Genomic DNA, 25,495 nt, shown 5'->3' on the forward strand with positions numbered 1-25,495 from the left:
CGATAAAAATTAGTGTAAAAAGTAAAAGGGTATTCAATTTTTTGGATACCCTTTTTTGTGAAGTTGTTTAATACCTGTTTACGAAATCTGCCATGCCGAAACAGTATTTATGTTAATGAAGCAAAGATAAATCGTCATTTCAACTATAGTGAAGAAGATTTTTATACTTTCCCTATGAAGAAGTAATTTATACTTATCTTTCTTAAGCACTATGGCTTATATTTTCTCATATGTCTTACATGGTGAAAATATGTTGTAAACCATAATATAACTAATAACCAATACTTTACCTTATAAAGGATAAAGATTTATATAATTTATAACAAGGTCATCATTCCTGCGCAGGCGGGAATCTTAATGGTTTCCTATAAAGGTATAAACTCATCTTTTTTAAAGCGCTATGGCTTATATTTTCTCATATGTCTTACATGGTGAAAAATATGTTGTAAACCACATTATTTAAGTGTCTTATTGGTATATTCAACCAGTAAATTAATAATAGCTGTTTTATCTTCCAGGTATTTATTGCATAAGAAAATCCCGCCAAGACCAGTTTTCGGGTTAAAAAACAAGAAAGAACTCACCCCGGGATCGTCGCCGTCATGCCCAATAGTGCCATTGGTGTACAGGTTCCAGAAAATACCTTTGTTGCGTTTCACTAAACTGATTCCTTTTGGAGGTGCCTGTGCAGAAAACTGTGGCATAAACATGGCCGCATAAGAGGCACGTTTCAAAAGAGATTCATCTCCGTTATAACCCCTAATTATGGCCATCACATATTTACCAAGTTCGAAAGTATTTGTCCGTAAGCCACCTTCAGGATAAGTGATGAAATGGTAATAGGGAAATGGCGCATTGCGCTTATAATACGGCCTTGCGTAATTTTTTAAATCTGCTTTATTCAGCTTCCAGGCAGAACGGTTCATGCCAATAGGCTTTAAAATGTATTTGGTAACAAAATCTGAATAAGGCATGCCTGATTTGATTTCGATTAAATAAGCCGCCAATGCCGAAGCAATATTGCTGTAACTGGATGAAAGGCCTGGGGCATCCTTTCCATAATTTTCCGGATGATAATATTTTCCATTAGGGGATAAATAGTTATACATAAATGAACCTAGCGCACTATCCTTAATTTGTTGTTTGTAACCCAGATTTTGTAATACATGATAAGCAGCAGTATCATAAGGCGCTAAAACGGTATCAAAATGATATACATTCGGAAAAATTTCAGGATTATCAATAATGCCGGAAGAGTGGTTACTAAGATGACGGATGGTGATTATGCCATTCGGTGCATTCGGATTGCTGAGTTTAAATGGAAGTATGGTATTGATATCGGTGTCAAGATTAAAGTAACCCAGTTCTATCGCTTTCATCAGGGCCACTGCAATAAAAGTTTTGCTTACCGAGCCAATATTCTGAATGCTATGGGCACTGTATTTTGTATTGTTCTCCATATTAGCATAACCAAAATGCTGCTGATAGATGATTTTATGGGCATCAACCAATACCACCGACATGCCGGGTAAGCTGTCTTTCTCATAAAAATTCTGCAGGGAGGTAGTTAGTAATTGTACCTTGCTTTGGCTCCAGGCAGTATTATTACAGGCTAATACAAGTAAAACCACCCATATAAACTTCCATTCTTTCATGTGATCATATTTTAACTGCTGCAAATTTACAGATCGGCCAGCTGAGAAGATTGTATAAAACCGAAATGCCCGGATATAGGTAAAATATAACCGCTATGGTCGAAAAGAGATGGCACTTCGTTCATAATACGCTGGTAAGACCTGATGAAGTGAGATTGGTCGTAATAACCATGGCGATGGGCCAGTGCACTTAAGTAACCGCGTGATTGAGATGGATCTAGTTCACCAATAAGTTTCCTGAACTGCAAAATCTGCTGAATCTCTTTTGCGGTAGGGCCAACAAGTTCTTTAAATTTCTGTTCGATGCGTCGTTGCGTGTATCCTGATGGCAATGCCAGGTTGGCAACGCGGTGCTTTTGAGCAGGTGAGTTTTCGAGCCGGTTAAAAGCCCATTGAATAAGCGAAGTGTTTGCGTTTTCTTGTAAATAAATTTCCAGGTTTTTACAGAGCTCTGCAGCCACAACTTCCTGCGTGCACTCATTTACATTTAGCAACCTGCTATAGAGTTTTTTATTGAGGTGTTCCAGACTGAGTACATTATTAACGAGCTCGTTCATCGGAAAATTGGTAATGAGTGCAGGTAGCCATGGTTTTACCTGCGCCATAACAGCCCTGGTATATGGTGATAGCGTAATGCCGATGCGCCTGGTCATCTGCCCTGCAAGATAAATACCCGCTGGAAGTTCAGTCAATTGATCTCCGATGTTTAAAGAAATTCCCTTTCCGTCAATAAAAACAATTGTGCAGTAACCATTCGGAAGGGCATATTTAACCGATGTGTAAAACGGATGCTGCATATTGTTGAGTGTCCAGAATTTTTGGATATACCCATAATAACGTTTCGGAACGGAAAGCTCACTGTAATAGGTGCTCATTGTTTATTGCTGATCGGTAAGCTTGCAGTTATGTGCACTAATATCTTAATTAAATAAATGATATCAAATCTGATCAGCTATAAATAGCAGATGGAAGATGGCAAAATGTAAGATGGATGATGTAAGATGGAAACGTTAAGCACCTAACACAATATGCTCTGCGTATTCATCTTTGCGGTTAAAATTCTGCTTTTAACAGATTTTAATTATTTTCGTCCTGCAAGCTTAATCTAACAATGCCTTATATCTTAAACGTTCCTTTTGCCGATAAAGACGAGGCCAAAGCACTCGGGGCTTATTGGCTCATTGATATCAAGAAGTGGGTTATTCCTGATCACATTGAAGATATTAACCGTTTTGCAAAGTGGATTCCGGCAAGCCGTTTAGATTGCATAGTAAGGAAACCTTATTTATTGGCTAAAGCCAAGAGAATCTGCTGGAAATGCGGACAAAAAACACCTGTAATGGCTCCGGCTGCCGTAAATTATTATCATTTAGAACAGGTTGATGAGGATGATCCCGATGGTGGTGAAGTTACCTGGGTTAAAGGCGAAAACCCAACATTGTTCAGTTATCTCCAGAGTGCAGATCTTCCTGCCATGGAATATTTAAAAAAAGTCCATCCCCAGTTTAAATATAGTTTTTCAAAAGCCATTCAGTTTTCCTACTGGGCAAATACCTGTAAACATTGCGGGATATTACAGGGCGATTTTGAATTGCACGATGAACCTGGCGGACCGTTTTTCCCAATCATTTACGATCCTGACGACATCCAGATTGTTTCGTTTGAACTCGAATATGATTACGCCATCGAAGGTGAATATGGCGGCCAGCAGTTTGAAGAAATGAATTTCCCGGAGTTTTATAAATAAAAGCTGTCTCAAAATATTGTGTTGTACATAAAATTTAATTCGTTTATTTATCCTCAATTAGTTGAAGAGGATAACACTATTAACCAATAAAATTTGAGACAGCTTTTTATTCCTAATAATTAATAGATGGCTGTCCGGTAGCTAAAAGATAAGCCTCTTTCAATACTTCCGAAAATGTTGGGTGAGGATACACCATTTCATTCATGGCTGCGGCGGTAATTTCATGTCTTATACCGAGTGTGGCATGGGCAATCAGGTCGGCAGCACGCGCACCAATTATATGTACACCCAATATTTCGCCGTAAGTAGGATCAACCAGAACTTTTGCAAAACCATCCAGATCTCTTGAAGCCCTCGCCCTTCCGCTGGCAAGAAAAGGAAACTTTCCAACATTGTATTGCTTTCCTTCGCTTTTAAGCTGTTCTTCCGTTTTACCTACCGAAGCTACTTCAGGCCAGGTATATACCACGCCGGGAATCAAACTATAATCCAGGTGGCCGGCTTCACCGCAAATGCGTTCGGCAACATATTTTCCATCTTCTTCTGCTTTATGTGCTAACATTGGGCCTGCAATCACATCACCAACCGCATAAATGTTTGGCTGGTTAGTTTGAAGTTGATCATTTACAATAATCCTTCCGGCCTGATCAGTATTAATGCCAGCCTTTTCGAGGTTTAATCCTGCAGTATAGGGCTTGCGACCAACAGCCATCAGGCAATAAGCTGCTGTTTCAGTTTGAAGCTGCTGCTTTTCATCAAGGAAAGAAACAGAAACCGAATCGCCTTGATTTACAACCTGTTGCACCCGGTGGTTAAGTTTGAAAACAATGTTCAGCTTGCTTAAACTCTTTTGAAGCGTTTTTCCCAGTTCTCTGTCCATGGTTGGCAGGATGGAATCGGCATATTCAATGATGGTAATCTGTGTGCCAAGCCTCGCAAACATCGATGCGAGTTCGATCCCGATAACTCCACCACCGATAATAATCATTGATTTTGGTAGCGCAGGTAAATCCATGGCTTCGGTAGAGGTAATGATGCGCTTTTTATCAATAGCTATCCCGGCTAAGCTTGCAGGTTTAGAACCGGTAGCAATAATAAAATCGGTGGCTTTAAGTGTCAGTTGATCGCCTTTTTCTGTGCCAACATTTAATGTATTTGAATCTTCAAAACTTCCATGGCCCTGATACAAAGTAATTTTGTTTTTTCGCATCAGGAAGTTTAATCCCGCATTATTTTGTGCAATTACTTCTTTTTTGCGTGCAATAAACTGGTTAAAATTAAGTTTCAGATCGCCGGTTTCTATCCCATGGACTGTAAACTCTGTTTTTGCCTGGTGAAAATGTTCAGAGCTATCCAGTAGTGCTTTCGCCGGGATACAGCCAACGTTGGTGCAGGTACCGCCAAGTCCGGCATATTTTTCTACAAGCGCAACTTTTTTACCCAATTGAGCGGCACGGATAGCAGATACATAGCCCCCTGGTCCGGAGCCGATTACGATAATATCATATTGATGATCCATATTTTTAATGTTAAAATTTTATTTGGACGACTGTCTATATCAGGTGAAATTTTTTTAAAGTAAATTTTCAATAAAATTTAAAAATTGCCGGAGCGGTTGATCGTTGCGTTCTATTTTACGCTGGATCATACTGCCTTCGTATGTGTTGAAAATCATTGAAGCAAGCACTTTTGCATCAATAGTACATTTTATGCTGGCTTCTTTCTGACCTTGTTCAATTAATTTTTGTAAACCCGGTACAAGGTGATCGGAGGTGAGTTTTTGCAGTTGTGCAGCAATGATTTCGCTTTGGGCAGCAACATCCTGACCTAAATTGCCCATTATACAGCTCCACATGGTGTCACTATCGGTACTGGATTTCGTGTACCTGTTAATCCGTGAAGAAAAGTAAGCCATAATCTTTTGCTTCGGATTGAGCACCGGATTGCGGGTGATCTCGGAAAAGGAGGGGAGGATTTCTGTTTTAAAAAAATGATTTAATACTTCTGCAGAAAAATCTTCTTTATTCTTAAAATAGTAATGAAAGGATCCTGTGGGCATTTCTACCTGTTTTGTAATCTCCCTGATTCCGGTTTGATGATACGAGCGGGTAGAAAACAGGTCGATGCCGGCTGCCAGAATTCTTTCTTTTTGATCCATGCTACAAAGTTATAGACGACTGTCCAAATATGCAAATCAAGTTGATTATTTTAGTTCATTCGTAGGCTTAAGCCAGCAACAGGATCAGGTTTAATTTATTTTATTCCTGCAGTTAAATTAATAATTTACTTAAGACTAGGGACTTAAGACTAAGGACTCTGGACTCTGGACTCAAAACTCCAGACTAAACCGGCAGTGTAAAACAAAACGTACTTCCCTGGTCTGTGCTCTGCTCCACCCAGATTTTTCCACCGTGCCCCTCAATAATTTCACGGCATACATAAAGTCCTATACCAAAGCCTGCTATGAGGTTATTGTTTTGCCCGCGGTAAAAACGGTCGAAAAGTTTTGAAATTTCTTCCTGTGGAATGCCCGTTCCCTCATCGCTGACACTTATTTTTAGCTGGTCGCCTTCAATTGTTGCTGAAGTGGTAATCTGGCTGCCAATGTTCGAATACTTTACGGCATTACCAAGCAGGTTATTAATTACCTGTGTCAGTTTGCCCATATCGCCATTAATAATTACAGGTGCTATATCGGAAAATATAAAGCGGTGCTGCGTGTATAGCATCCGGGTTTCTTCTGCAATTTCCTGTAAAAATGTGGCAAAATCAAAAGGTCCTTTTTCGATAAACATTTTTCCTGATTCCAAACGGGCAAGGTTTAAAAAACCATTAATCATGTTCGTCATCCGTCGGCTCTGTTTAATCGATTGCTCCAATATCCTTTTAGTCATTGGATCGTGCTTTGCCGGTTCACTCTTTTCCATCAACTGGAGATAGGCGGTTAATGAGGTAAGCGGTGTTTTAAGTTCATGACTTACCATGCCGATAAAATCATTTTTACGCTGCTCGTTTTGTTTAATATCGGTAATATCGCGGGTGGTACCGGCTACCGCTTCAACTTCGCCTGCATCGTTAAGCACAGGTGTAAAAATATAATCGTAAACACGTTTTCCAAGTAGGGCATGCGGGAAAGAAACTTCGCCACGGATAGCGGTTTTAGTGGTACGCACATGGTCTATTTCCCGTTGGTGCATTTCAGCATGCCAGGGTTCGTATCCGTTTTCGAGCAGGCCTTTCCCAATGGCATTATCCCAGCTTTTACCCCACATCGTAAGGAGGGCTTCGTTGGCATAAATAAAATTGTACTGAAGATCAAAAACGTACATCAGGTCGGGCGTACTGTTAGCAATGGTTTCATACACCCGTTTTTGCTGCTCTGTAATTTCTTTCGCCAGTTTAAGTGCTTCTTCAGCACGTTTGGTTTCAGTAATGTCGCTCGCTGCACCAAACCATTCACGTACATTTCCATTATCATCAAAAATGGGCACAGCGCGCGATAAGATCCATCCAATGCTTCCATCCGCCCTGAGTACACGGTGCTCCAGCTGAAAAATCTTATTTTCTCTTTTCGCATCATCAATGGCCGTTCTCACCTGATCCTGATCAAGCGGATGGATGTATTTAGATATCCAGTCTGTAAGGGGTTCGTTTGTGTCAGCTAAAAAGTTCCTTCCCTCCAGTTGTTTCATTTCCCGCCAATCGGCACTCATAATATACACAATATCAGAAGTAGCATTTACGAGGGCTCTAAAACGCTCTTCGTTTGCGGCAATGGCTTTTTTATTGGGATGTTTATCGTCATTTACACTGTTCATATTATCAGCAGGAAATTTAATCGTAACACTAAATTAGTTTTAAAAGCTGGTTTTCAAAAAAACTCAATCGCGAATAACAGAAATTTTCAGTTGATAAAGAGGAGTACTCCTGAAACGAATGTTTACCTAAATTCTATTAGAAATAAAATAATTTCATAATGTGCTGTTTAACAGGTTTAAACAGGCTTATTTTGCCCGATTGTTTGATTAGATTTACCTTAATTTATATTTTTTTGGTTTTTTTTGAAAAAAAGATGCAACACTATTGTACATGCTGCGACTAGAGAATAGAAACGTATTATAACAGATAAATTAAAAGCTCAACATTGCGCACTGCTGAACAGATAACCGATCAGGAATTAATTGTACTCTGCCTTGAGGGCAGGGAAGCGGGCTACACGGGACTTTACAACCGTTATGCCAGAAAGATCTATAATTCGATCAGCCGGATTGTGAGCCATACAGGTGAGGCAGAAGATATTCTGCAGGATATTTTTTGTACAGTGTTTAGTGATGTGAGCAAGTTAAAAGGGGTACTCAGTTTCGAAGCATGGGTACGGCGGATGGCCATCAACCGTTCCATTTCTCACTTAAGAAAAAGAAAAATAGCTTTCTCTGACCTGGGCGATATGGATGTTGAAGACGAAGGAGGAAATGACAATGATGATGTGGAGATTTTCGACTGCAGGGTAGAAGACGTGAAAAAAAGTATCGAAGACCTGTCAGCAGGTTACAAGACAATTTTAAACCTGTATGTATTTGAAAAGATGACGCATGAAGAAATTGCAGTAGTGCTCGGACTTTCGGCCAGTACCGTGAGGACGCAGTACCACAGGGCAAAAAAACGTGTTTTATTATCACTAAAAGACAAATGTTATTATGAATGATCAGATAAAGGATTTTGTGGAACAGCACCGGGAGGAATTCGATCATCTCGAAGCACCGGCCTTTGATATGGACCGCTTTAAGCGGATGCAGGTTCAGCCAGAGCAAACAAGGGTTAAAAAGCTGAAGTTTTTTAACAACAGCAAATGGCTGGTTGCAGCATCATTAGTGCTGGTAGCAGCAACTGCATGGCTTTTTTTTTACCCGTGGACACAAAAAGAAGCATTTTTAGTTCCGAAAGATGCTACGGCTACTTTGCTGCGCAGGCCGGTTGGAAAAGCAAATCAGGTTTTGGCTAAAAAAAACACACCTGTTCAAACCGCGAAGGTTAAGGTAAATGAGCCGGAAACGGTTAAGAAAAAACCACAATATATGGGCAGCAATGAAGAATATGCAGCTTTAAAAGATAGCAGTTCGGCAAGTGTAAGGTTGCTTGCGATATTAAAAATTGAAAAAAACAAGAAAATCAATAACAAAACACTGGATATGTTATCGAAAACGCTCAACCATGATGGAAATACCAACGTGCGCCTGGCTGCCCTCAATGTATTGCAAAAATACAGTGCCGATAAATATGCGTCTAAATTGCTGGTAAGCTCGTTAAGCAAGCAGGACGACCCGATGGTACAGCTTGGACTGGTAAGCTTTTTAGGAAAAATGAAGAATGCAGAAATAGGCGACAAACTTTATGCGCTGGCCAATAACCCCGAAACATTTGCTGCAGTGCGTGATGAAGCTTATAGTATATTATTAAATCAGGATAAATTATAAAACAAACAACAATAAAATTATGAAAAAGCGATTCATCGTTCTTTTTTCTCTGCTGGCCATCGCAGTATCGGCATCAGCACAGAAAGAATACAAATTAAACAAAAACTCAGGGCAGCTCAACCTCAATATATCGGGCGCAATAGTAGAAGGTTACAGTGGAAACGAAATTGTTTTTTCTATACCCAAAGGAGAAACCGAAGAGGTAGATGAACGTGCAAAGGGATTGCGTGCCATCAGTGGGTCGGGTTTTACTGATAATACCGGCTTAGGTTTAGATGTTACTGAAAAAGGGGGAGAAATTAATGTTAATGCAGTAAACAGGGATATTAAAGGTATATTAACGATTAAGGTGCCTCAAAACATTAAAATAGTTTTTACCAACAAAAGCAATGTGTACCAGAATGAGATTATTCTGAAAAACCTTAAAAGTGAAATAGAGGTTTCTACCAGCTACAACAAAATCAAGCTCGAAAACAACAGTGGCCCTATGAATATTAAAACACTGTATGGTTCTGTAGATGCCATTTTTACTGAAGCCATTAAAGGTCCTGTATCTATTGTTTCGGTATATGGTTATGTAGATGTATCGCTTCCTGCCAATACAAAAGCGAACGTAGAATTAAGTACCGGTTATGGTAAACTTTACGCTGCAGAGGGCTTAAAAATAGCAATTGATAAAACCGAGAGAGCAGAGCGCAATGGCTTTACTTCTATAAGTGGAAGCGAAAATGTTGGCGGACAGGTAACGTCGGTACGTACAGGTCAGTCGATAAGTGGTTTAACTACTGTAAATGGAGATGGATCTGTTTTTGGATACAGTAGCAGTGGCCGGAGTTCTGAAAACATCAGAGGCAAGATTAATGGCGGCGGTGCTGATCTGATCTTAAATTCACGTTACAAAAATGTATATCTGAGAGAGAAATAACGGTCTCTCAGGTTTCCCCTTTCATCTGTCTGAAAGCCTGTTCTTGGCAATAAAGGCAACAAAGCATTCTTTTATGAAAACAATATTATTTTGGCTTTTAATGGCCATGGTGCCGGGTATTGCCCTTTCGCAAACCAAAATTAATAAATCTTATCCGGTTAAAAAGGGTGATGCGGTAGTACTTCGCTTCGATTATCCAAAGGTTGTACATGTTTCCAGCTGGGATAAAAATGAAATTGCGATAGAAGCTACGGTAAAGATCAATAACGGTGAAAGCGACTCGGCATTTACCCTCCAGGAAAGCAGTGCTGACGGAACCATTACCATTCAAAATAAACTCGATATGGATAAAATTCCGGAAGCTTATTATGTAAAGGAAAATGGCATTAAAACACGCTTAAATTCAAAAGCCGATCTTGATGCCTACATCAAGGAGAAAGGTGGCGCAAAAATATCGACCTATCAAACCAAGGATATTGAAATCACCATTAACATCAAACTTCCGGCAGATATAAACACTGAAATAAGTTCTGTTTATGGTATTGTAGAGATTAAAGATTTTAAGGGCCCTGTAAAGGTTGATGCAAGGTATGGCGGCATTGATGCCAGTATCAACCAGAGTGCAATTGGCAAAATAAAACTCACTAACCGTTATGGGAAAATATATACCGATATGGCGCTTAAACCGACAGAAATGAAAGAAGAAAATTTCTTTACTTCTTTAACGGCAGCACCAGGTGTTGGCCCGAGTTATGATTTGAGCTCATCGTACGGGAATATTTACCTGAGAAACCAGTAGGGAGGGGAAGCGGTTAGCGTTTGGTGATAAGCGGTGAGTTGGCTACAACCCCTCGTTGCGTCATCTCGACCGCAGTGGAGAGATCTGCAAGTTAAATAAGCTTAAAGATTTCTCCGTTATTTTTTTAGCCACGGATTCACAGAAAACACGGAGAATATTGTTTTCGAATATTCAGCTAATATTTTTTAGTCAAATTATTAAGAAGTTAAGGCCATTAAGTGGTTCGTCATTGCGAGATGGCTTTTTCAGCCGACGAAGCAATCTATCCGGCAAGAATCGTTAGCCGGAAAGATTGCTTTGTCGTTCCTGCTTGCAATCACGACCACACTAAGTCAAGTATAAGGATATTTATAGTTAATATATTGTTAGTTAGGTTATTAAGAGCTTTAGGTCATTAAGTGGAAATGGTAAGTAAAAACCCCTCGTTGCATCATCTCGACCGCAGTGGAGAGATCTGTGAGCTAAATAGCTTAAAGATTTCTCCATTATTTTTATCCATGTGCTCTGTGGTAAAAAACAGCTAGCTTATCCGCCAAACTTGCGTACCCGATAAATCAGCGATAACATAAAATAGCGGCCTAAACGGTTTACCTGCCTGTCCACAATTACGTTGTCGAACACATCCCTCGAGATACCCGAATTCTGATCAAAAAGATCAAATCCTTCTACACGGATGGCGGCCATATCGTTTTTCATAAACTTATATTCCATTGAAAGGCGAAGCAATGTTGGATTACGTACCGCTCCGTTATCGAAACCGGAGTTAATCTGTTTAGTAAAATCGTAACCTACAGTAAGGTCTTTAAAAAAGTAGTTGCGTCCCTCTATACCGCATTCAAAACGGTTAGATTGACGATCGGCAAAACTATCGCTCGAGTAATTGGTAAGGTTTTGTGAATAAGAAGTTTCTAACTGGAAATTAACAATATCCTTTAAATCTACCCGAAACTCGAGTTCCTGGCGCCAGGATAAATTCTGCGCTTCAATCCGGCTATCATCTGTAAAAGTGATGTTGTTGTTCAATTGTCCGGAACCCGAGTAGCCAATGGTAAATTTCCGCTCTGCAGAAAGTGGTTTACTGATGTTATAATCGCCCTGAAGGGTATAATAACCATCAGCATTGATGTAGCTCGTTAGCTGGTTAACCGTTCCTGGTACACGTTGCTTGGTGGTTACAATCCTGTCGTTTGTGCGTTCGTATTTAAAGTTTGCCTGTATTATTTTCCCTGCATTCCAATCGGCCTGCTTATAATGTGCATTAACACTTTGGATAAATTCGGGTTTCAGGTTTGGATTTCCGGTAACCACATTCTGGAGGTTCGAATTATCAGAAATAGGCTGTAACTGTAAAAAGCCCGGTTGATTATTCCGGCCCCAGTAGTTGATGTCGAAAGATTCCTGGTTCGAAAATTTATAAGAAAAACGGCCTGAAGGGATGAAGTTAAACGAACGGTTAACCGTTTGAATGTTGTTGCTCAGGTTCTCTCCGCGCAATATTGCCGGCTGTGCATTTACACCAATTGTATAGTTTAACTTCTCGCCTATATATCGGTAGTTTAGTCCAACTTTATTGGTAATAAACTGATAATCATAAATGTTGCTGAGGTTTGGATTAAATACTTCATTACCATCAACCACATCATAAGCATCACGAGAATTATTTGTAGACGAACGGTTCCAGTTATAATTTACCTCCAGAAAGGTCTTTTTCCAGATTGGTTCCATGTACGAAACACCTGCATTTAATCCTAAATTACGGCTATTCTGGTTGTTCAGCTGGTTTTGTAAAACAGTATCTGCCGCTTTGTTGTGCGTATTGATGTAATTGTTATACATATCTTTATAATTTTCTCCATCTGAATAATTAATGTTTCCCCATGAAGTAATATTACGGCCCTTTTTCTCAAATTTATGGTTAAAAAAGAAATTGGTGCGTGCATTGAGGTTTTTAGAGGTATTAAAGTTTGTACTTTGCCTGTTTGTAGAGAGGGTATCCTGAGTGATATCGGAACCTCCGGTACTGTTGCCGTTACTGTTGCTATAAGAGAAATTTGGCGAAATCTTAAGGTAGTTCATCGTATCAATTTTATACTCTAAGTTGCCGCCAAACGAATGGTTGTTATTGTTGCTATGACTATTATTACCCGCATTTTCAAGCCTGTTAATTGGATTCTGACCGGCATCCTGTAAAACGCTTTGAGTATAGGTTGAGCTAATGGTGTTATTCTTGTTGTTGTTAAAATTATATGATGCATCGGCAGAAAGCCTGGTGCTGAACTCATTTCTGTAATTTAAACCCAAGGCATTTCTGGTATTGATTCCATCACCTCCGCCGCCACGCATATTGGCATTGGCCGATGTTCCATCGAAAGAAATCTGCCGTTCGCCTTTCATGCTGTTTCCCCTGATGCTGGTATTGTAGCGGTCAGAATTGCCAACCCCGGCCGATGCACGGGCAAAATATCCCTTCTTTTTATCTTCTTCGATGGTTAAGTTCAATATCTTTTCTGGCTCGCCCGTTTTAATTCCGGTCAGTTTTGCCTGATCGCCATAATCGTCGATAAATTGCAGGTTCTTGATGATATCTGCAGGTAAGTTTTTGATAGCGGTGGCTACATCAGTTCCAAAAAAATCCTTTCCGTTAACCCGAATTTTGGTAACAGGCGCGCCCTGACTGGTTACATTGCCATCTTTATCTACCTTTATTCCCGGCAGTTTTTTCAGCACTTCGTCTACTGCATCACCATCCCTTACCGGAAAAGCCCTGGCGCTAAAACTCACTGTATCTTCGGTTACTTTTACGGGCGGCACGCCGGAGATCACCACACCTTCAAGGGTATTTGAAGAGGGCCTGAGTTTAATATCGGTAATGTTCAGCAGTGCACCTTTATCGATCAGATATTGTTTACTAAAAGTATCATAGCCGATAAAGGCTGCGGAAAGGGTAAATTGTTTAGATTTGATTTTGCTCAAAATGAAGGTTCCATCGGGATTAGCTGAAGTGCCTGCGCTATCGTTTCCAGATTTAATCCGTACTACGGCACCAGGTAGCGGCAAGCCTGCAGTATCCAAAACAATACCTTTTACGGTATAATTCTGTGCGTAACTGTTTGTAAAAATACCCGCAAAGAGCAGGAGTAACCAAATCGTTTTAGTAAATACCCTCATCAATTATTTGTGTGTGCCATAAAAATACGGCGCAGCAGGCTAAACGCATGGAGCGTAATCAACATGTTACCAATGAGGTGATTGGGGAGTAACGGAGGGATAATGGAAGAGGGATATCTGAGAGATAATGGAAGATGGATAATGGACGATGGACAATAACCGGTTTTGAGTTTGGCGTTTTGAGTTTGGTGTCAGTTAACCGATTTAAACAATTAACAAGTTCTGCATTTTGCATCAGTTAACCAATTTATACAATTAACCGATTAACCAATTTCAACAATTAACCTCACTACCCACCAAACTATTCCGTATTTTTACCATAATGAAGATTGTATTTTTTTCTGCCAAGCCTTACGACCGTGATTTTTTTGAAAGTTGTAACGAACATTATGATTTCGAACTCGAATTTTGGGAAACCCATTTGGGGCCTCATATCGCCGATGCAATAAAACCGGGGACAGATGCCGTTTGTGTATTTGTAAACGATAAATTAACTGTTGAGGTGATTGCTGTACTGGCAGAAAAAGGTGTAAAAATTATTGCGTTGCGTTGTGCAGGTTTCAATAATGTAGATCTGGAGGCCGCAAAGCAATATGGAATCCGCGTTTGCAGGGTGCCGGCTTATTCGCCTCAGGCCGTTGCCGAACATGCAGTGGCAATGTTACTTACGTTAAACCGTAAAACACATAAGGCCTATAACCGGGTACGCGAGCAGAATTTTTCACTTTCAGGTTTAATGGGTTTCAATCTTTTTGGCAAAACAGTAGGCGTAATCGGAACCGGAAAAATAGGCGCTGCCTTTTGTAAAATTATGCTGGGCTTTGGTTGCAAGGTGCTGGCCTACGATCCTTTTGAGAATGAACAGCTCCGAAATACCGGTATTAAATACCTTCCTTTTCATGAAGTAATTAAAGATGCGGATATCGTTTCGCTGCACTGTCCGCTTACGCCCGAAAATCACTATCTGATTGGTTCTGCCAGTTTATCATCAATGAAAAAGGGTGTTACACTGATTAATACGAGCAGAGGAGGATTGATTCATACACGCGAAGTAATTGATGCATTAAAAACCGGGCAGGTTGCCGCATTGGGCATTGATGTGTATGAACAGGAAGAAAAATTGTTTTTTAAGGATCTTTCTGCCAGTATAATCGGCGATGATGATATTCAGCGACTGATCAGCTTCCCGAATGTATTGGTTACCGGGCATCAGGCTTTTTTTACACAGGAAGCATTAACTGAAATTGCAGAATCGACTCTGGCTACGGTTAAGGCGTTATTAACCGGTGATGGGGCAGATGAGGCTGCGGTATTGGCGTAAGCGATTGACGTTAAGCGTATAGCGGACTGATTAATGATATTTGGTTGAAGGTTCATAATCAATTATGAACCTTCAGATATTGTAATTGTATTTGGCCCTATGCCATCAACACTTTCCTCTTTGCTATTAAGCGTAATATGAAGTATTCAGGTTGATATTTTTCTTTTCTGCATCCTCTATAGGCGCGTAATTAGAAAGGATTAATGCTTCGCCTTTTTTAACACATACGTCATGCTCAAAATGCACTGAAGGACTACCGTCTGCCGTTCTGATCGTCCAGCCATCATGATCTAAAAAGACATCCTTTTTGCCCATATTAATCATCGGTTCAATCGCCATTACCAGGTTTTCTCTTAACAGCATGCCCGTGCCCTTACGGCCATAGTTTGGCACCTGCGGATCTTCGTGCATATCTTTACCCAAACCATGACCAACCAGATCCCTCACTACTCCGTAACCATGCTTCTCGTTGTAGTTTTGGATGGCATAGCCGATATCGCCGAGGCGTTTGCCCACAACAGCTTCCTTAATCCCTACAAAAAGCGATTCTTTGGTGGTTTTAACAAGATTTAATATTTCAGGTGATACTTCACCGATGATAAAAGTATAAGCGTGGTCGCCGTGAAAGCCGTTTTTGATGGTACCCACGTCTACCGAAATGATATCACCGTCTACCAGTTCATACTCGCTTGGGAAACCGTGTACCACCACATCATTTACCGAAGTAATGATATGGAAAGGAAAGCCGTTGTAATTATAAAAAGATGGAACAGCACCATTATCGAGTATAAACTCATTGGCCAGTTTATCAATTTGTAGTGTAGTAATTCCGGGTTTGATTATTTTGGCAACTTCTGCCAGTGTATCGCTTACCAGTAGTGCGCTGATCTGCATCAACTCTACCTCTTCATTAGTTTTGTATAAAATCATTGCTGCAAATTTACAAAAAGATGCGGGTAAGCAGAAATGAGGAGATTTAATTGTTGGATTGTTGCAGGGTTACAAAGTTGGAGAGGTTATAAGGTTTAGCGTTTATATAAGGATGATTTATGAGGTAAAAGGGATGATTGTAGCGAAATGGTTATGGCCTTATATGTTCTTATATTTCTCAAACGGTAACAGAAATACTTTAATTTATTACGCTGCCATGTAAAATATATTTTATCCTGCCATTATATTTGAAAAAGAAACACCCCATAATTACATGTCTGCAAAACCTATAAAAATACAGCGTTCCAACATCGATTTTCTGGTACAGTTAAAAAAAAACAACAACCGCGATTGGTTTAATGAGCGTAAAAACGAATTTCTTACTGAGCAGGCCAATATTGAAAATTTTGCTTCTGCATTGTTGACCGGATTAAATCTCCACGATGTAATCGAAACCCCCTCTGGTAAAAAAAGCCTTTATCGCATTTATCGCGATACACGTTTTTCCGCAGATAAAACACCCTATAAAACGCATTGGAGCGGGAGTTTCAAACGGGCAGGCAAAAACAGACGCGGTGGTTATTATTTCCATATTGAAAAAGGAAACACTTTTGTAGGTGGTGGATTCTGGGGACCTTCGCCAGCCGACCTGAAACTGATCAGAGATGATATTGCCTTTGATGCAAAACCGTTGCGTGATATTATGAACGATAAAAATTTTATATCATCTTTTGGTAGCTTAACAGGAGAGCAACTTAAAACCACACCAAAAGGATTCGACGCAGGGCATCCCGATATCGATCTTTTACGTTTTAAACAGTTTTTACTGATTAAAAGATTTGATGACGAAACCCTGCTGGGTGAAAATCTTCTTCAACACATGGGACAGGCTTTTAAAGATATGCGACCATTTTTCGATTACATGAGTAGTGTGCTCAGCAGCGATGCAAATGGAGAGTAGATTGTTAAATACCGGTTAACTATTCTCCTGGTTTAATCTTAAACCAAACCAGTTTTTTCCTGATATAAATACGTTTATTCCAACTTAGCATAGAAACATAAAACTTAAGCTGAAATAAAAGGTTGTAGATATATACCTTAACAGCTTATAACATGAAAAAAAATGAAACTGGTGGCGATCCAAAATTCGCAACTAAAACAACGGCTCAGGATGCACCTGCATTAAACGGATTATTTAAAGATGCTATCGCCGATCTTTATTGGGCAGAAAATCACCTGGTTAAAGCATTACCCAAAATGATTTCGGCCGCTACTGCCCCCGAACTTAAAAACGCAATAGAATCCCATCTCGAAGAAACTAAAGTCCACGTTACCCGGCTGGAGCAGGTATTCGAACTTTTAGGGGAGAAAGTTATTGCTAAAAAATGCGATGCCATGGAAGGTTTAACCAAAGAAGCCGAAGGCATTGTAGAAGAAACCGAACCTGGTACCGCCACCCGCGATGTAGGTATTATCCTTGCTTCGCAAAAAGTAGAGCATTACGAAATAGCCAGTTATGGCGGCCTTTATCAATTGGCAACCACACTTGGTTTAACCGATATCGCCGATATTTTAGAGCAAACGCTTTCCGAAGAAAAACTGGCCGACAGTAAACTAACCGATATAGCAGAAAACGAAATTAATTACAAAGCAGCTGACGAAGCATAAAAGAATAAAAATGGCTAAGAAAACATCAGATCAAAAAAATGCACTGCCACAGCAGGAAAACGATAAGACCAGAAAACTCGAATCGTTTGTAGCCGATGCCAGCGGTGAGTCGATGACTACCAACCATGGGCTAAAAATTAACGACGATCAAAACTCATTAAAAGCAGGCGAAAGAGGAGCATCTTTACTGGAAGATTTTATTCTCCGCGAAAAAATTACCCATTTCGATCACGAACGCATACCCGAAAGGGTTGTGCATGCCAGGGGCTCTGCCGCACATGGCGTTTTTAAAGTGTACGAAGACATGTCTGAACTAACGCGTGCTGCGTTTCTTTGCGATCCCGGTGCAGAAACCCCTGTTTTTGTGCGTTTCTCTACCGTTGCCGGTTCACGAGGATCAACCGATTTGGCCCGTGATGTACGTGGTTTCGCTGTAAAATTTTACACGCAGGAAGGCAATTTCGATCTGGTGGGCAACAATATGCCTGTATTCTTTATTCAGGATGCACTTAAATTTCCAGACCTGATCCATGCCGTAAAACCCGAACCAGATAACGAAATGCCACAGGCAGCATCTGCGCACGATACCTTTTGGGATTTTATTTCTCAGTTGCCGGAATCATCTCACATGATTATGTGGGCCATGAGCGATAGGGCCTTACCCCGAAGTTACCGCATGATGGAAGGTTTTGGTGTACATACCTTTAGGCTTGTAAATGCTAAAGGCGAATCAAACTTTGTTAAATTCCATTGGAAACCCCTTCTAGGTGTGCATGCCGTAGCCTGGGATGAAGCTCAGAATATTTCAGGTAAAGATCCTGATTTTCACCGTCGCGATTTATGGGATGCCATTGAGGCCGGCGCTTTCCCTGAATGGGAACTTGGCGTGCAGATTGTTCCCGAAGCAGATGAGTTTAAATTCGAATTCGATCTTTTGGATCCGACTAAACTGATTCCTGAAGAACTGGTTCCGGTGCAGCGCATTGGTAAAATGACCTTAAACCGAAACACTGATAACTTTTTTGCCGAAACGGAGCAGGTGGCATTCCATGTGGGGCATGTAGTTCCGGGTATCGATTTTACCAACGATCCTTTATTGCAGGGCAGGTTGTTTTCTTATACCGATACCCAGCTAATCCGTTTAGGCGGACCTAATTTTCACGAAATTCCAATTAACCGTCCGGTAGTTCCTGTACACAATAACCAGCGCGATGGTTACATGCGCCAAACCATAAACAGGGGCAAAACCAGTTATGGTCCAAATGGCATTGCCAATAACGATCCGCAACAGGTTAAAGCTGCCGATGGTGGTTTTACCAGCTACAACGAACGTATCGATGCAAAGAAAATAAGGGCAAGGAGCAGAAGCTTTTTCGACCATTTTTCGCAAGCCAGGTTGTTTTTTAACAGCCAGAGCGAAGCTGAAAAAAACCACATTGTTGATGCTTTAAGTTTTGAGCTTGGCAAAGTTAAAACAGTAGCCATCAGAGAGCGTATGCTTGCTGTTTTGGTGCAGATAGATAATAAACTTGCTGCCGAAGTGGCTTTTGCACTTGGCCTGCACATTCCAAAAATTGCGTTGGAAGATTTGAATAACAGTATTCCGGCAGATGCTGACCGTGCTGATTATGCTTCTTTAAATCCTGAAGGTAGTTTGGCAAAATCTGATGCCCTGAGTATGGCCGGAACCATAAAAAACACCATTAAAACCAGAAAAGTAGCCATACTGGCTGCCGATGGGGTAGATGGAGCTTCGCTAAGCAAAGTTAAAGATGCTTTGGTTGCCGAAGGAGCAGTGGTGCACATTATAGCGCCTAAATTGGGACAGATCATTTCGAAAGAAGATCAGCAGATTGTACCCGACGAAAGCTTTTTAACAGCAGCATCGGTACTTTACGATGCCGTATATGTACCAGGTGGCGGCAATTCGGTAGCTACATTAGAGGCCGAAGCCAACGCAGTTCATTTTTTAAATGAAGCTTTTAAACACTGTAAAGCCATTGCCGCAGATGAAGAAGCATTGCAAGTATTAGAATCGACATATTTTTTCAAAAAATTACCTGCAGAATACTCAGAAGAAACCGTATTGCGTGAAGGTGTATTGGTAGGCAAAGATTTAAAAAAGCTTACAGCAACGTTTATTAAAATGATTGCACAACATCGTTTTTGGGATCGGGAAAATCCAAGGAAAATCCCTGCTTAATTGTAGTTCAACTTATAAAATAATCAGCGGAGACCAAACCTCCGCTGATTTAACCTCAAATGTATTATGGAAAATCAACCTGACCAAAATATCATCCCCAAACAATACACAGGTACCAGTATGGATGCCCTGGAAGAGCGGATTAGTTCTTCAACAGAAGAGGCCATAGCACTTTTTAAACAGACATCTGCAAAACTTCTATCGGTTAACGACTGGGGCAAATATGCAGGAATGTCTAACTTTCAGCTCATGGACCCACACGGCATTAAGGCCGAAAGAAATGCTGAAGAAGGCGATTATATCCGGATTGATATCCCGGGCCCCGGTACCAGCGTAGGCAAGGGTTACGACTGGGTGCGAATCCAGGAAATAAAAAATATTGAGGAAAGCGAATTACAGATTTTGGCAATCACTGTCAGGCCCTGTGCTCACCCGCTTGAAATTGAAGGTAAAACGGCACATTTTCTTAAAGATACCGCAACATCGACCTTTGTTGTTAAAAGATACGGCTTACGCATTACCGCTGAGGAACACGGACGGAACGAGTTACCCAATACCGAAACAGGAAGTTTGTACGATAAAGGAAGAAATTTTGTTGTGGGTATGGCAGCAAAACTTGGTCTGTCATACCCTCAATGGAAAAGCCTCGTTAAAGGCTTGTTAGAAGATTAAGTATCTTCTATATGTGCTTGCAGCATTTCAATACCAACTTCATTTCCCTGCAGCGCAGCTAATTCAACGGCACGCTTTCCTGTTTTGTCTGCAATTGTTGGGTCAGCACCATGTTCGAGCAATAACCTTAACACATCGTTCCTGCCAAACATCGCTGCAAACATCAAAGCCGTTCCGCCATTTCCATGCTGAAGATCTAAACTGGCCCCGTTTTCGATCAGTAATTTCGCAATAGAGGTGTAACCTTTAAAACTCGCACCCATTAAAGCGGTGTTTCCGCCAAAATCTGCAGCATCAATAGCTGCACCGGCATCAATTAATATTTTGGCAGCTTCAGGCTGGTTATTATAACAGGCTATAATTAAAGGCGTATAACCTTTATCATCGCGGTGGTTTAAATCCACACCTCGGCTAATCAGTTCTTTTATAACTTCCACTTCGCCAAGTCGGGCAGCAGGTATAATCAGTTCATTTATATTCTCCATGTTGCTATAACCAAAAGTTGTGGTTTAAAGTTTTAAGAACAGGATTTAATCTGTTTTAAAATTTTATTATTTTTTTAAAACAAATTTAATTGCTCCGCGTTTAGTCTATAGTTTGTTTGGTTAGTTTTATCGGTGGATGCCCATAAAACATCATTATATAGCCTCATAGTAATATGGGGCTTTCTCTTTTTCATCTTTTTTTAGTTTCAAGCTTTACGTAACCAAAATATCAGTCTCTTTTACTTTTTAACAAATGTTGTAAGATAATCTAAACTATTCTGTCCCAAATATTGTTGTTAGTTAAAATATCTACAATATATATTATGGAAAATCAAGAAAAAACAGTGGAAGTATTAAACGACCTGATTCAGATCAACAACGATAGAGCAGATGGCTTTGATAAAGCAAGTGCAGATTTAAAAGATGAAAACATCGACTTGAAAGCAACTTTTGATAAATTTTCATCAGATAGCAGGGCTAACGTAACCGAACTTGCAGGGTTAGTAGGCAGAAATGGTGAAAATCCGGATACGGGAAATACCATTTTAGGCAGTTTACACCGTGCCTGGATCGATATTAAAGCCAGCTTTGGTGGTGATGACCGTCACAGTATTTTAGCAGAATGCGAACGTGGAGAAGATGCCATTAAAAAAGCTTACCGTGATGCCCTTCAGGAAAATGAATTAGGAGAAAACATCAGAGAGGTATTATTGAAACAACAGGCAGGTATTAACACCAGTCACGATGCCATTAAGGCATTAAGAGATGCGCACGCATCATTGTAAGAATTAATAAATAAAATAATAATTAAGCCGTCCGGATTGTAAAGTCCGGACGGCTTTTTTTTGCAGTTTTCTTGGTAATATGTCTTGGATAATGCAGTGTATTCATTTACAAAGCAATTAAGAATTGCCTATTCGTATTACAAATACATCTGCTACCGTACTTTTACCTTTTTTATCTTCAGCTATTGGAAATCATATAGATTTTACCAACATTTGTATAGTCTACTTTAACCTACAAATATGTATTACAACTGTTCGATAGTTGATGATGAACAGCATGCCATCGATGCGCTGAATGATTACATCAATGAAATTGATTTTCTGAAAGTGTCCAGTACCTTTAATAATCCCCTCGATGCCTTAAACATTATCGGAAATGGGGATAAAATAGATTTTCTGTTTTTAGATATCGATATGGATGGAATGGCTGGAACCGAGCTTTCTAAACATTTAAGAGAAAAGGCAAGATTTGTAATTTATGCTTCTTCCAATCTGGAGCATGAAGTTAGAACGATAGACCCCAGCTTTGAATGTTACCTTGGAAAACCAATATCGATGAAGCGTTTTACCAATACCATCGAAACATTGGTTAGGCTAAATAACCTTCCTATAAAAAACTGATATATCTTAACGCCTCATGATAGAACTCACTTACCTTTTTAGACAGGAATATACTAAAGATCAATCTTATCAGCTTATGCAGGCCAGCATGGAAGATCCCTGGCTGGTATTATCAGGCAGTGATGTGATGGGCATTATAGATGAAGTTGAAGGAGAATGGCTTCAGATTGTAGGCGAGGGTATACCCCATGCCGCAGTGGAGGAAATGGGCGAGTTAATTAAGAAACAGCAATTTAGCTGGTTGCCCCGCCTGATCAGTAAACAATGGCCGGATTATGTCATGGAAGTAATTGTAAAAAGTAAAAACCGCTATGAGGTCATCTGCCATGCTGAAGCTTGCATTAAATTGTTCAGGCAGCGGTTTACACCAGGTATCCATGCCCTTGCCAAAAGGGAAGAAGAAATCGTTTTTAAAGTATCTTCTTTTAATACCTCTAATTCTTACGAAGTAACCAAGCAGCCAGCTATCGACCGGTATGTTTAATAAAAAGTACTATTAATGAATTATTTCCTGTAACTGATCCGGAAAGGCTGCTTCTAAAGCCTTTTCATTTATTGCTATGCTTAAAGTATAAAAACCTTCTTCATCAATAAAAGCATTCATTTCTGCGGCTCTGCCGTAAGTATAATCCAGTCTGGTTCTGATATTGTCAAGTCCGGAGCCAAAGCCAACTTCATTTTTTACCAAACCGGGTAAATTCCGGCTTTCTATTTTTAATGCTTCACCATCCATATAAATATCGATAGTGGCTTTGTTATCCCTGTCGAAAAGATTACCATGTTTAAACATATTCTCCAGAATAGTTAATAATACCAACGGAATGAGCCTGATACCAAGCACATCCGGCGAAAATGCCAGCTCGATAAAAACCTGTCCCTGCGTAAGCTGATGGAGTTTGATGAGGTTTTGGCACTGGGTAATTTCTTCATTTACCTTTATATAACCTTCCTGATGTTCGGTAGTTGCTGCAAAACGCATCATATCGGATAAGTACACCATTACCTGCGCATCTTCGGGCGAATGCTGCCTGATTTTTTGGTGGATAAACTCAAATGTATTAAAAAGTAAATGCGGATTGATCTGTGCCTTTAAAAAAGCATTTTTCGACATTAAAAGTTCTTTATCGGTTCTTTCTTTATCCAATAGCATTTGGAACCGCTGTTTTTCGATACGCTCTTTTTCAGTCTTTTCACTTAAATATCTTCTTAAGAAAAAATATCCGGTAGAAAAAAGCATGAAAAAAGATGCACGCCATGCAAGATTAATAATCCGCTTTAAAAATGGCAGTTGTACTCCTGATAGTAAGTTTGTGTAATGTGCAAGAAAATTGTCAAACATATACACAAAAGACATATAAACAGCAATCTCCGAAATAATGAATAAGGGCACTTTCCAGTATGCATTACGGTAAGGTTGTGTACCTATTTTTAAAAGGTTTGCATGTATATAGAAGAAGGCAATGTTGATCACGTAGTGAACAGCATAGTTTCCAAATTTCCCGAAAACACCAAAAAACAGACCAACGAGTACAGTTTCCCAAAAAATAAAGCATGTCCACGAAATAATATGGATTTTATATTCTGATACCCAATTTTTGATCGGGTTACTTTTCCAATTTAAACGATCTATCATGATAATCTTACCATCTATATAATACATAAAGTTACAGAGCCACTTCACAGGTAGTTTTCAGAAAAACAAAAAGTATGAAAACTATCAAATTAAACAAAAGAACCTTGTTTGTATTTAAAAAAAATAACTTTAAAAATACAAAATTACACTTTTCTACTACTTCTGATCCTACGACAACTACACTGACCCTGGGAACTTCAGGATTTGCACCTCATTAAATATTTTGATCAGCAGCCGCTATTTCTTGCGGCTGCTGATTATCAGTTTATCCGTAATAAACTCACGGAAATCGTTATTATAAATATCACCTACCGTAAAACTCGTCTGGTTCGAAAGTGTAATCCTCGTTCCGTCGATATGCAGTATATGTTCAATTGCGATAATGTAGGCCCTGTGCAGCTGTATAAACCCCTTTTTAATGCTCAACTGTTCTTTTACATCTTTTAAACTCAGGTAGGCAATAATTACCTTGTCTTTGGTATGTATTTTAATGTAATTATGAAAACTTTCGAAAGCAATAATGTCAGCATAGCGTACCAAAACAGCTTTATGTTCCTCCGATTTATTTTTTACCAAAAAAAAGGTTTCATCATCTCCGCTTTCCAGTTCTTCTCCAAAAAGCCGGTTCAGGGTAAGTGCAAATTTTGCGTAACCATAAGGCTTTAATAAATAGGCATCAGCATCTGCTTCAAATGCCTCAAATGCATATTCCTGGTGTGATGTTGTAAATATCAGCTTCCTGGTTTTCGAACGTACAGCTTTCGCAAGCTCTAAACCAGAAATCTGTGGCATTTGCACATCCATAAAAATTACATCAACTGTATCTATCTTTTTAAGTTCCATCAATGCCGTTAACGGATCTGTATAGCTCGCCACCAACCGCATATTCGGCGTATCTTCAATATATTTTTCCAGTCCAGTTATCGAACTCTGCTGGTCATCTATGGCTATACACTTAATCATCTCCTAATCTTTTGCATACATAACGAAATTACGCCTTTTCGTAACGAAAATAGAACGGTTTATACGTCGTTGTATATGGGTTTCATTTTCTTGGCTAAATTAATGTAAAAATGTGTATTATGAAACATACAGGAATGATTAAATAATTTAAAGTTAAAATTGTTTATGCTAATAATCAATAACTAAGTGATGGCTTTAAAAAGCTACTATTCCTCCTGAAAACCGCTTTTACGCATTAAATTAATGGATTTAAATTCTTTTATAACAACATTGGGATTAGCCTGAGGAGTAATTAACCTGTAATTTTAGCTATATATAACGAAAACACGCCGATCTGTGTAACCTGGTTCCAAAGTAGATATTTAAGAGCGATATTCGTTTGAATTTATATAAATGGCTAATAAGATTTTTAATGGCTGTTGTTAAAAATATTAATATAAATACGC

23 protein-coding genes are annotated in these 25,495 nt (G+C 39.7%); 13 read left to right on the plus strand and 10 right to left on the minus strand.

Annotation, left to right across the window (positions count from 1 at the left end; translation table 11 throughout):
- Window positions 1-455: 455 nt before the first annotated feature.
- A complete protein-coding gene (locus tag ACTJKC_RS03205; RefSeq protein ID WP_440790222.1) occupies window positions 456-1,655 on the minus strand; it encodes a serine hydrolase domain-containing protein in 1,200 nt (399 codons plus the stop codon).
- Window positions 1,656-1,681: 26 nt separating this feature from the next.
- Window positions 1,682-2,530, minus strand: coding sequence for a DUF6597 domain-containing transcriptional factor (locus tag ACTJKC_RS03210; protein ID WP_440790223.1), 849 nt, complete (start codon window positions 2,528-2,530; stop codon window positions 1,682-1,684).
- A 236-nt stretch (window positions 2,531-2,766) separates the two neighbouring features.
- On the opposite strand from ACTJKC_RS03210, the gene ACTJKC_RS03215 reads away from it, so the two are divergent.
- The gene (locus ACTJKC_RS03215; protein WP_440790225.1) at window positions 2,767-3,402 is read left to right on the plus strand and encodes a DUF5710 domain-containing protein; all 636 of its coding nucleotides are present in this window, start codon (window positions 2,767-2,769) and stop codon (window positions 3,400-3,402) included.
- Window positions 3,403-3,514: 112 nt separating this feature from the next.
- On the opposite strand, the gene lpdA is transcribed toward ACTJKC_RS03215, so the two are convergent.
- The 3 genes from lpdA to ACTJKC_RS03230 all read right to left on the minus strand — a co-directional run bounded on the left by lpdA (window position 3,515) and on the right by ACTJKC_RS03230 (window position 7,220).
- Window positions 3,515-4,921 (minus strand): dihydrolipoyl dehydrogenase, encoded by a 1,407-nt coding sequence (lpdA, locus tag ACTJKC_RS03220; RefSeq protein ID WP_440790227.1) that lies wholly within the window; start codon window positions 4,919-4,921, stop codon window positions 3,515-3,517.
- Window positions 4,922-4,975: 54 nt separating this feature from the next.
- On the minus strand, window positions 4,976-5,560 hold the full coding sequence (locus ACTJKC_RS03225; protein ID WP_440790229.1) for a TetR/AcrR family transcriptional regulator: 585 nt from the start codon (window positions 5,558-5,560) through the stop codon (window positions 4,976-4,978).
- A 184-nt stretch (window positions 5,561-5,744) separates the two neighbouring features.
- Window positions 5,745-7,220, minus strand: a complete 1,476-nt coding sequence (locus tag ACTJKC_RS03230; RefSeq protein ID WP_440790231.1) for a PAS domain-containing sensor histidine kinase — start codon at window positions 7,218-7,220, stop codon at window positions 5,745-5,747.
- 326 nt (window positions 7,221-7,546) lie between these two features.
- On the opposite strand from ACTJKC_RS03230, the gene ACTJKC_RS03235 reads away from it, so the two are divergent.
- The 4 genes from ACTJKC_RS03235 (at window position 7,547) to ACTJKC_RS03250 (ending at window position 10,600) form a co-directional block, all read left to right on the plus strand.
- The gene (locus tag ACTJKC_RS03235; protein WP_440790233.1) at window positions 7,547-8,107 is read left to right on the plus strand and encodes an RNA polymerase sigma factor; all 561 of its coding nucleotides are present in this window, start codon (window positions 7,547-7,549) and stop codon (window positions 8,105-8,107) included.
- On the plus strand, window positions 8,100-8,876 hold the full coding sequence (locus ACTJKC_RS03240) for a HEAT repeat domain-containing protein (RefSeq protein WP_440790235.1): 777 nt from the start codon (window positions 8,100-8,102) through the stop codon (window positions 8,874-8,876). Before ACTJKC_RS03235 ends, ACTJKC_RS03240 begins: the two co-directional genes overlap by 8 nt.
- Before the next feature lie 19 nt (window positions 8,877-8,895).
- The gene (locus ACTJKC_RS03245) at window positions 8,896-9,801 is read left to right on the plus strand and encodes a DUF4097 family beta strand repeat-containing protein (RefSeq protein ID WP_344851154.1); all 906 of its coding nucleotides are present in this window, start codon (window positions 8,896-8,898) and stop codon (window positions 9,799-9,801) included.
- 73 nt (window positions 9,802-9,874) lie between these two features.
- Window positions 9,875-10,600 carry a hypothetical protein gene (locus ACTJKC_RS03250; protein WP_440790237.1) on the plus strand — a complete coding sequence of 242 codons (726 nt, stop codon included), beginning with the start codon at window positions 9,875-9,877 and terminating at the stop codon, window positions 10,598-10,600.
- A gap of 525 nt (window positions 10,601-11,125) precedes the next feature.
- On the opposite strand, the gene ACTJKC_RS03255 is transcribed toward ACTJKC_RS03250, so the two are convergent.
- Window positions 11,126-13,768, minus strand: coding sequence for an outer membrane beta-barrel protein (locus tag ACTJKC_RS03255; protein WP_440790239.1), 2,643 nt, complete (start codon window positions 13,766-13,768; stop codon window positions 11,126-11,128).
- A 322-nt stretch (window positions 13,769-14,090) separates the two neighbouring features.
- Between ACTJKC_RS03255 and ACTJKC_RS03260 the strand changes: the two genes are divergently transcribed.
- Entirely contained in the window at window positions 14,091-15,089 is a 999-nt protein-coding gene (locus ACTJKC_RS03260) for a 2-hydroxyacid dehydrogenase (protein ID WP_440790241.1), read from the plus strand.
- A 126-nt stretch (window positions 15,090-15,215) separates the two neighbouring features.
- On the opposite strand, the gene map is transcribed toward ACTJKC_RS03260, so the two are convergent.
- Window positions 15,216-16,019 carry a type I methionyl aminopeptidase gene (map, locus tag ACTJKC_RS03265; RefSeq protein ID WP_440790243.1) on the minus strand — a complete coding sequence of 268 codons (804 nt, stop codon included), beginning with the start codon at window positions 16,017-16,019 and terminating at the stop codon, window positions 15,216-15,218.
- Window positions 16,020-16,293: 274 nt separating this feature from the next.
- Here map and ACTJKC_RS03270 point away from each other — a divergent pair, with 274 nt between their 5' ends.
- The 4 genes from ACTJKC_RS03270 to ACTJKC_RS03285 all read left to right on the plus strand — a co-directional run bounded on the left by ACTJKC_RS03270 (window position 16,294) and on the right by ACTJKC_RS03285 (window position 20,562).
- Complete coding sequence (locus tag ACTJKC_RS03270) at window positions 16,294-16,980, plus strand: DUF2461 domain-containing protein (RefSeq protein ID WP_440790245.1); 687 nt, start codon at window positions 16,294-16,296, stop codon at window positions 16,978-16,980.
- Window positions 16,981-17,132: 152 nt separating this feature from the next.
- Window positions 17,133-17,687, plus strand: coding sequence for a YciE/YciF ferroxidase family protein (locus tag ACTJKC_RS03275; RefSeq protein WP_440790247.1), 555 nt, complete (start codon window positions 17,133-17,135; stop codon window positions 17,685-17,687).
- A gap of 10 nt (window positions 17,688-17,697) precedes the next feature.
- Window positions 17,698-19,890, plus strand: coding sequence for a catalase (locus tag ACTJKC_RS03280; RefSeq protein ID WP_440790249.1), 2,193 nt, complete (start codon window positions 17,698-17,700; stop codon window positions 19,888-19,890).
- A gap of 66 nt (window positions 19,891-19,956) precedes the next feature.
- The gene (locus ACTJKC_RS03285; protein WP_440790251.1) at window positions 19,957-20,562 is read left to right on the plus strand and encodes a hypothetical protein; all 606 of its coding nucleotides are present in this window, start codon (window positions 19,957-19,959) and stop codon (window positions 20,560-20,562) included.
- Here the strand turns inward: ACTJKC_RS03285 and ACTJKC_RS03290 are convergent.
- On the minus strand, window positions 20,559-21,047 hold the full coding sequence (locus ACTJKC_RS03290) for an ankyrin repeat domain-containing protein (RefSeq protein ID WP_440790252.1): 489 nt from the start codon (window positions 21,045-21,047) through the stop codon (window positions 20,559-20,561). The two genes, ACTJKC_RS03285 and ACTJKC_RS03290, sit on opposite strands and share 4 nt — an antisense overlap.
- A 323-nt stretch (window positions 21,048-21,370) precedes the next feature.
- Here ACTJKC_RS03290 and ACTJKC_RS03295 point away from each other — a divergent pair, with 323 nt between their 5' ends.
- The 3 genes from ACTJKC_RS03295 to ACTJKC_RS03305 all read left to right on the plus strand — a co-directional run bounded on the left by ACTJKC_RS03295 (window position 21,371) and on the right by ACTJKC_RS03305 (window position 22,937).
- Complete coding sequence (locus tag ACTJKC_RS03295) at window positions 21,371-21,832, plus strand: PA2169 family four-helix-bundle protein (RefSeq protein WP_344851142.1); 462 nt, start codon at window positions 21,371-21,373, stop codon at window positions 21,830-21,832.
- 240 nt (window positions 21,833-22,072) lie between these two features.
- A complete protein-coding gene (locus ACTJKC_RS03300; protein WP_344851141.1) occupies window positions 22,073-22,453 on the plus strand; it encodes a LytR/AlgR family response regulator transcription factor in 381 nt (126 codons plus the stop codon).
- A 16-nt stretch (window positions 22,454-22,469) separates the two neighbouring features.
- A complete protein-coding gene (locus tag ACTJKC_RS03305; RefSeq protein WP_440790255.1) occupies window positions 22,470-22,937 on the plus strand; it encodes a hypothetical protein in 468 nt (155 codons plus the stop codon).
- Window positions 22,938-22,949: 12 nt separating this feature from the next.
- Here the strand turns inward: ACTJKC_RS03305 and ACTJKC_RS03310 are convergent, their stop codons facing one another.
- Window positions 22,950-24,086: a sensor histidine kinase gene (locus ACTJKC_RS03310; protein ID WP_440790257.1), complete on the minus strand. Its 1,137-nt coding sequence runs from the start codon at window positions 24,084-24,086 to the stop codon at window positions 22,950-22,952.
- Between the two features lie 237 nt (window positions 24,087-24,323).
- The gene (locus ACTJKC_RS03315; RefSeq protein WP_344851138.1) at window positions 24,324-25,049 is read right to left on the minus strand and encodes a LytR/AlgR family response regulator transcription factor; all 726 of its coding nucleotides are present in this window, start codon (window positions 25,047-25,049) and stop codon (window positions 24,324-24,326) included.
- Between the last annotated feature and the right edge of the window lie 446 nt (window positions 25,050-25,495).

Source organism: Pedobacter sp. 22226 (assembly GCF_052045455.1).
Taxonomy (GTDB): Bacteria; Bacteroidota; Bacteroidia; order Sphingobacteriales; family Sphingobacteriaceae; genus Pedobacter; species Pedobacter jeongneungensis.

Coding starts and splice junctions, on each gene's coding strand:
- ACTJKC_RS03205 (WP_440790222.1), bottom strand. CDS start 1,655: ATGAAAGAATGGAAGTTTATATGGGTGGTTTTACTTGTATTAGCCTGT.
- ACTJKC_RS03210 (WP_440790223.1), bottom strand. CDS start 2,530: ATGAGCACCTATTACAGTGAGCTTTCCGTTCCGAAACGTTATTATGGG.
- ACTJKC_RS03215 (WP_440790225.1), top strand. CDS start 2,767: ATGCCTTATATCTTAAACGTTCCTTTTGCCGATAAAGACGAGGCCAAA.
- lpdA (WP_440790227.1), bottom strand. CDS start 4,921: ATGGATCATCAATATGATATTATCGTAATCGGCTCCGGACCAGGGGGC.
- ACTJKC_RS03225 (WP_440790229.1), bottom strand. CDS start 5,560: ATGGATCAAAAAGAAAGAATTCTGGCAGCCGGCATCGACCTGTTTTCT.
- ACTJKC_RS03230 (WP_440790231.1), bottom strand. CDS start 7,220: ATGAACAGTGTAAATGACGATAAACATCCCAATAAAAAAGCCATTGCC.
- ACTJKC_RS03240 (WP_440790235.1), top strand. CDS start 8,100: ATGAATGATCAGATAAAGGATTTTGTGGAACAGCACCGGGAGGAATTC.
- ACTJKC_RS03245 (WP_344851154.1), top strand. CDS start 8,896: ATGAAAAAGCGATTCATCGTTCTTTTTTCTCTGCTGGCCATCGCAGTA.
- ACTJKC_RS03250 (WP_440790237.1), top strand. CDS start 9,875: ATGAAAACAATATTATTTTGGCTTTTAATGGCCATGGTGCCGGGTATT.
- ACTJKC_RS03255 (WP_440790239.1), bottom strand. CDS start 13,768: ATGAGGGTATTTACTAAAACGATTTGGTTACTCCTGCTCTTTGCGGGT.
- ACTJKC_RS03260 (WP_440790241.1), top strand. CDS start 14,091: ATGAAGATTGTATTTTTTTCTGCCAAGCCTTACGACCGTGATTTTTTT.
- map (WP_440790243.1), bottom strand. CDS start 16,019: ATGATTTTATACAAAACTAATGAAGAGGTAGAGTTGATGCAGATCAGC.
- ACTJKC_RS03270 (WP_440790245.1), top strand. CDS start 16,294: ATGTCTGCAAAACCTATAAAAATACAGCGTTCCAACATCGATTTTCTG.
- ACTJKC_RS03275 (WP_440790247.1), top strand. CDS start 17,133: ATGAAAAAAAATGAAACTGGTGGCGATCCAAAATTCGCAACTAAAACA.
- ACTJKC_RS03280 (WP_440790249.1), top strand. CDS start 17,698: ATGGCTAAGAAAACATCAGATCAAAAAAATGCACTGCCACAGCAGGAA.
- ACTJKC_RS03285 (WP_440790251.1), top strand. CDS start 19,957: ATGGAAAATCAACCTGACCAAAATATCATCCCCAAACAATACACAGGT.
- ACTJKC_RS03290 (WP_440790252.1), bottom strand. CDS start 21,047: ATGGAGAATATAAATGAACTGATTATACCTGCTGCCCGACTTGGCGAA.
- ACTJKC_RS03295 (WP_344851142.1), top strand. CDS start 21,371: ATGGAAAATCAAGAAAAAACAGTGGAAGTATTAAACGACCTGATTCAG.
- ACTJKC_RS03300 (WP_344851141.1), top strand. CDS start 22,073: ATGTATTACAACTGTTCGATAGTTGATGATGAACAGCATGCCATCGAT.
- ACTJKC_RS03305 (WP_440790255.1), top strand. CDS start 22,470: ATGATAGAACTCACTTACCTTTTTAGACAGGAATATACTAAAGATCAA.
- ACTJKC_RS03310 (WP_440790257.1), bottom strand. CDS start 24,086: ATGATAGATCGTTTAAATTGGAAAAGTAACCCGATCAAAAATTGGGTA.
- ACTJKC_RS03315 (WP_344851138.1), bottom strand. CDS start 25,049: ATGATTAAGTGTATAGCCATAGATGACCAGCAGAGTTCGATAACTGGA.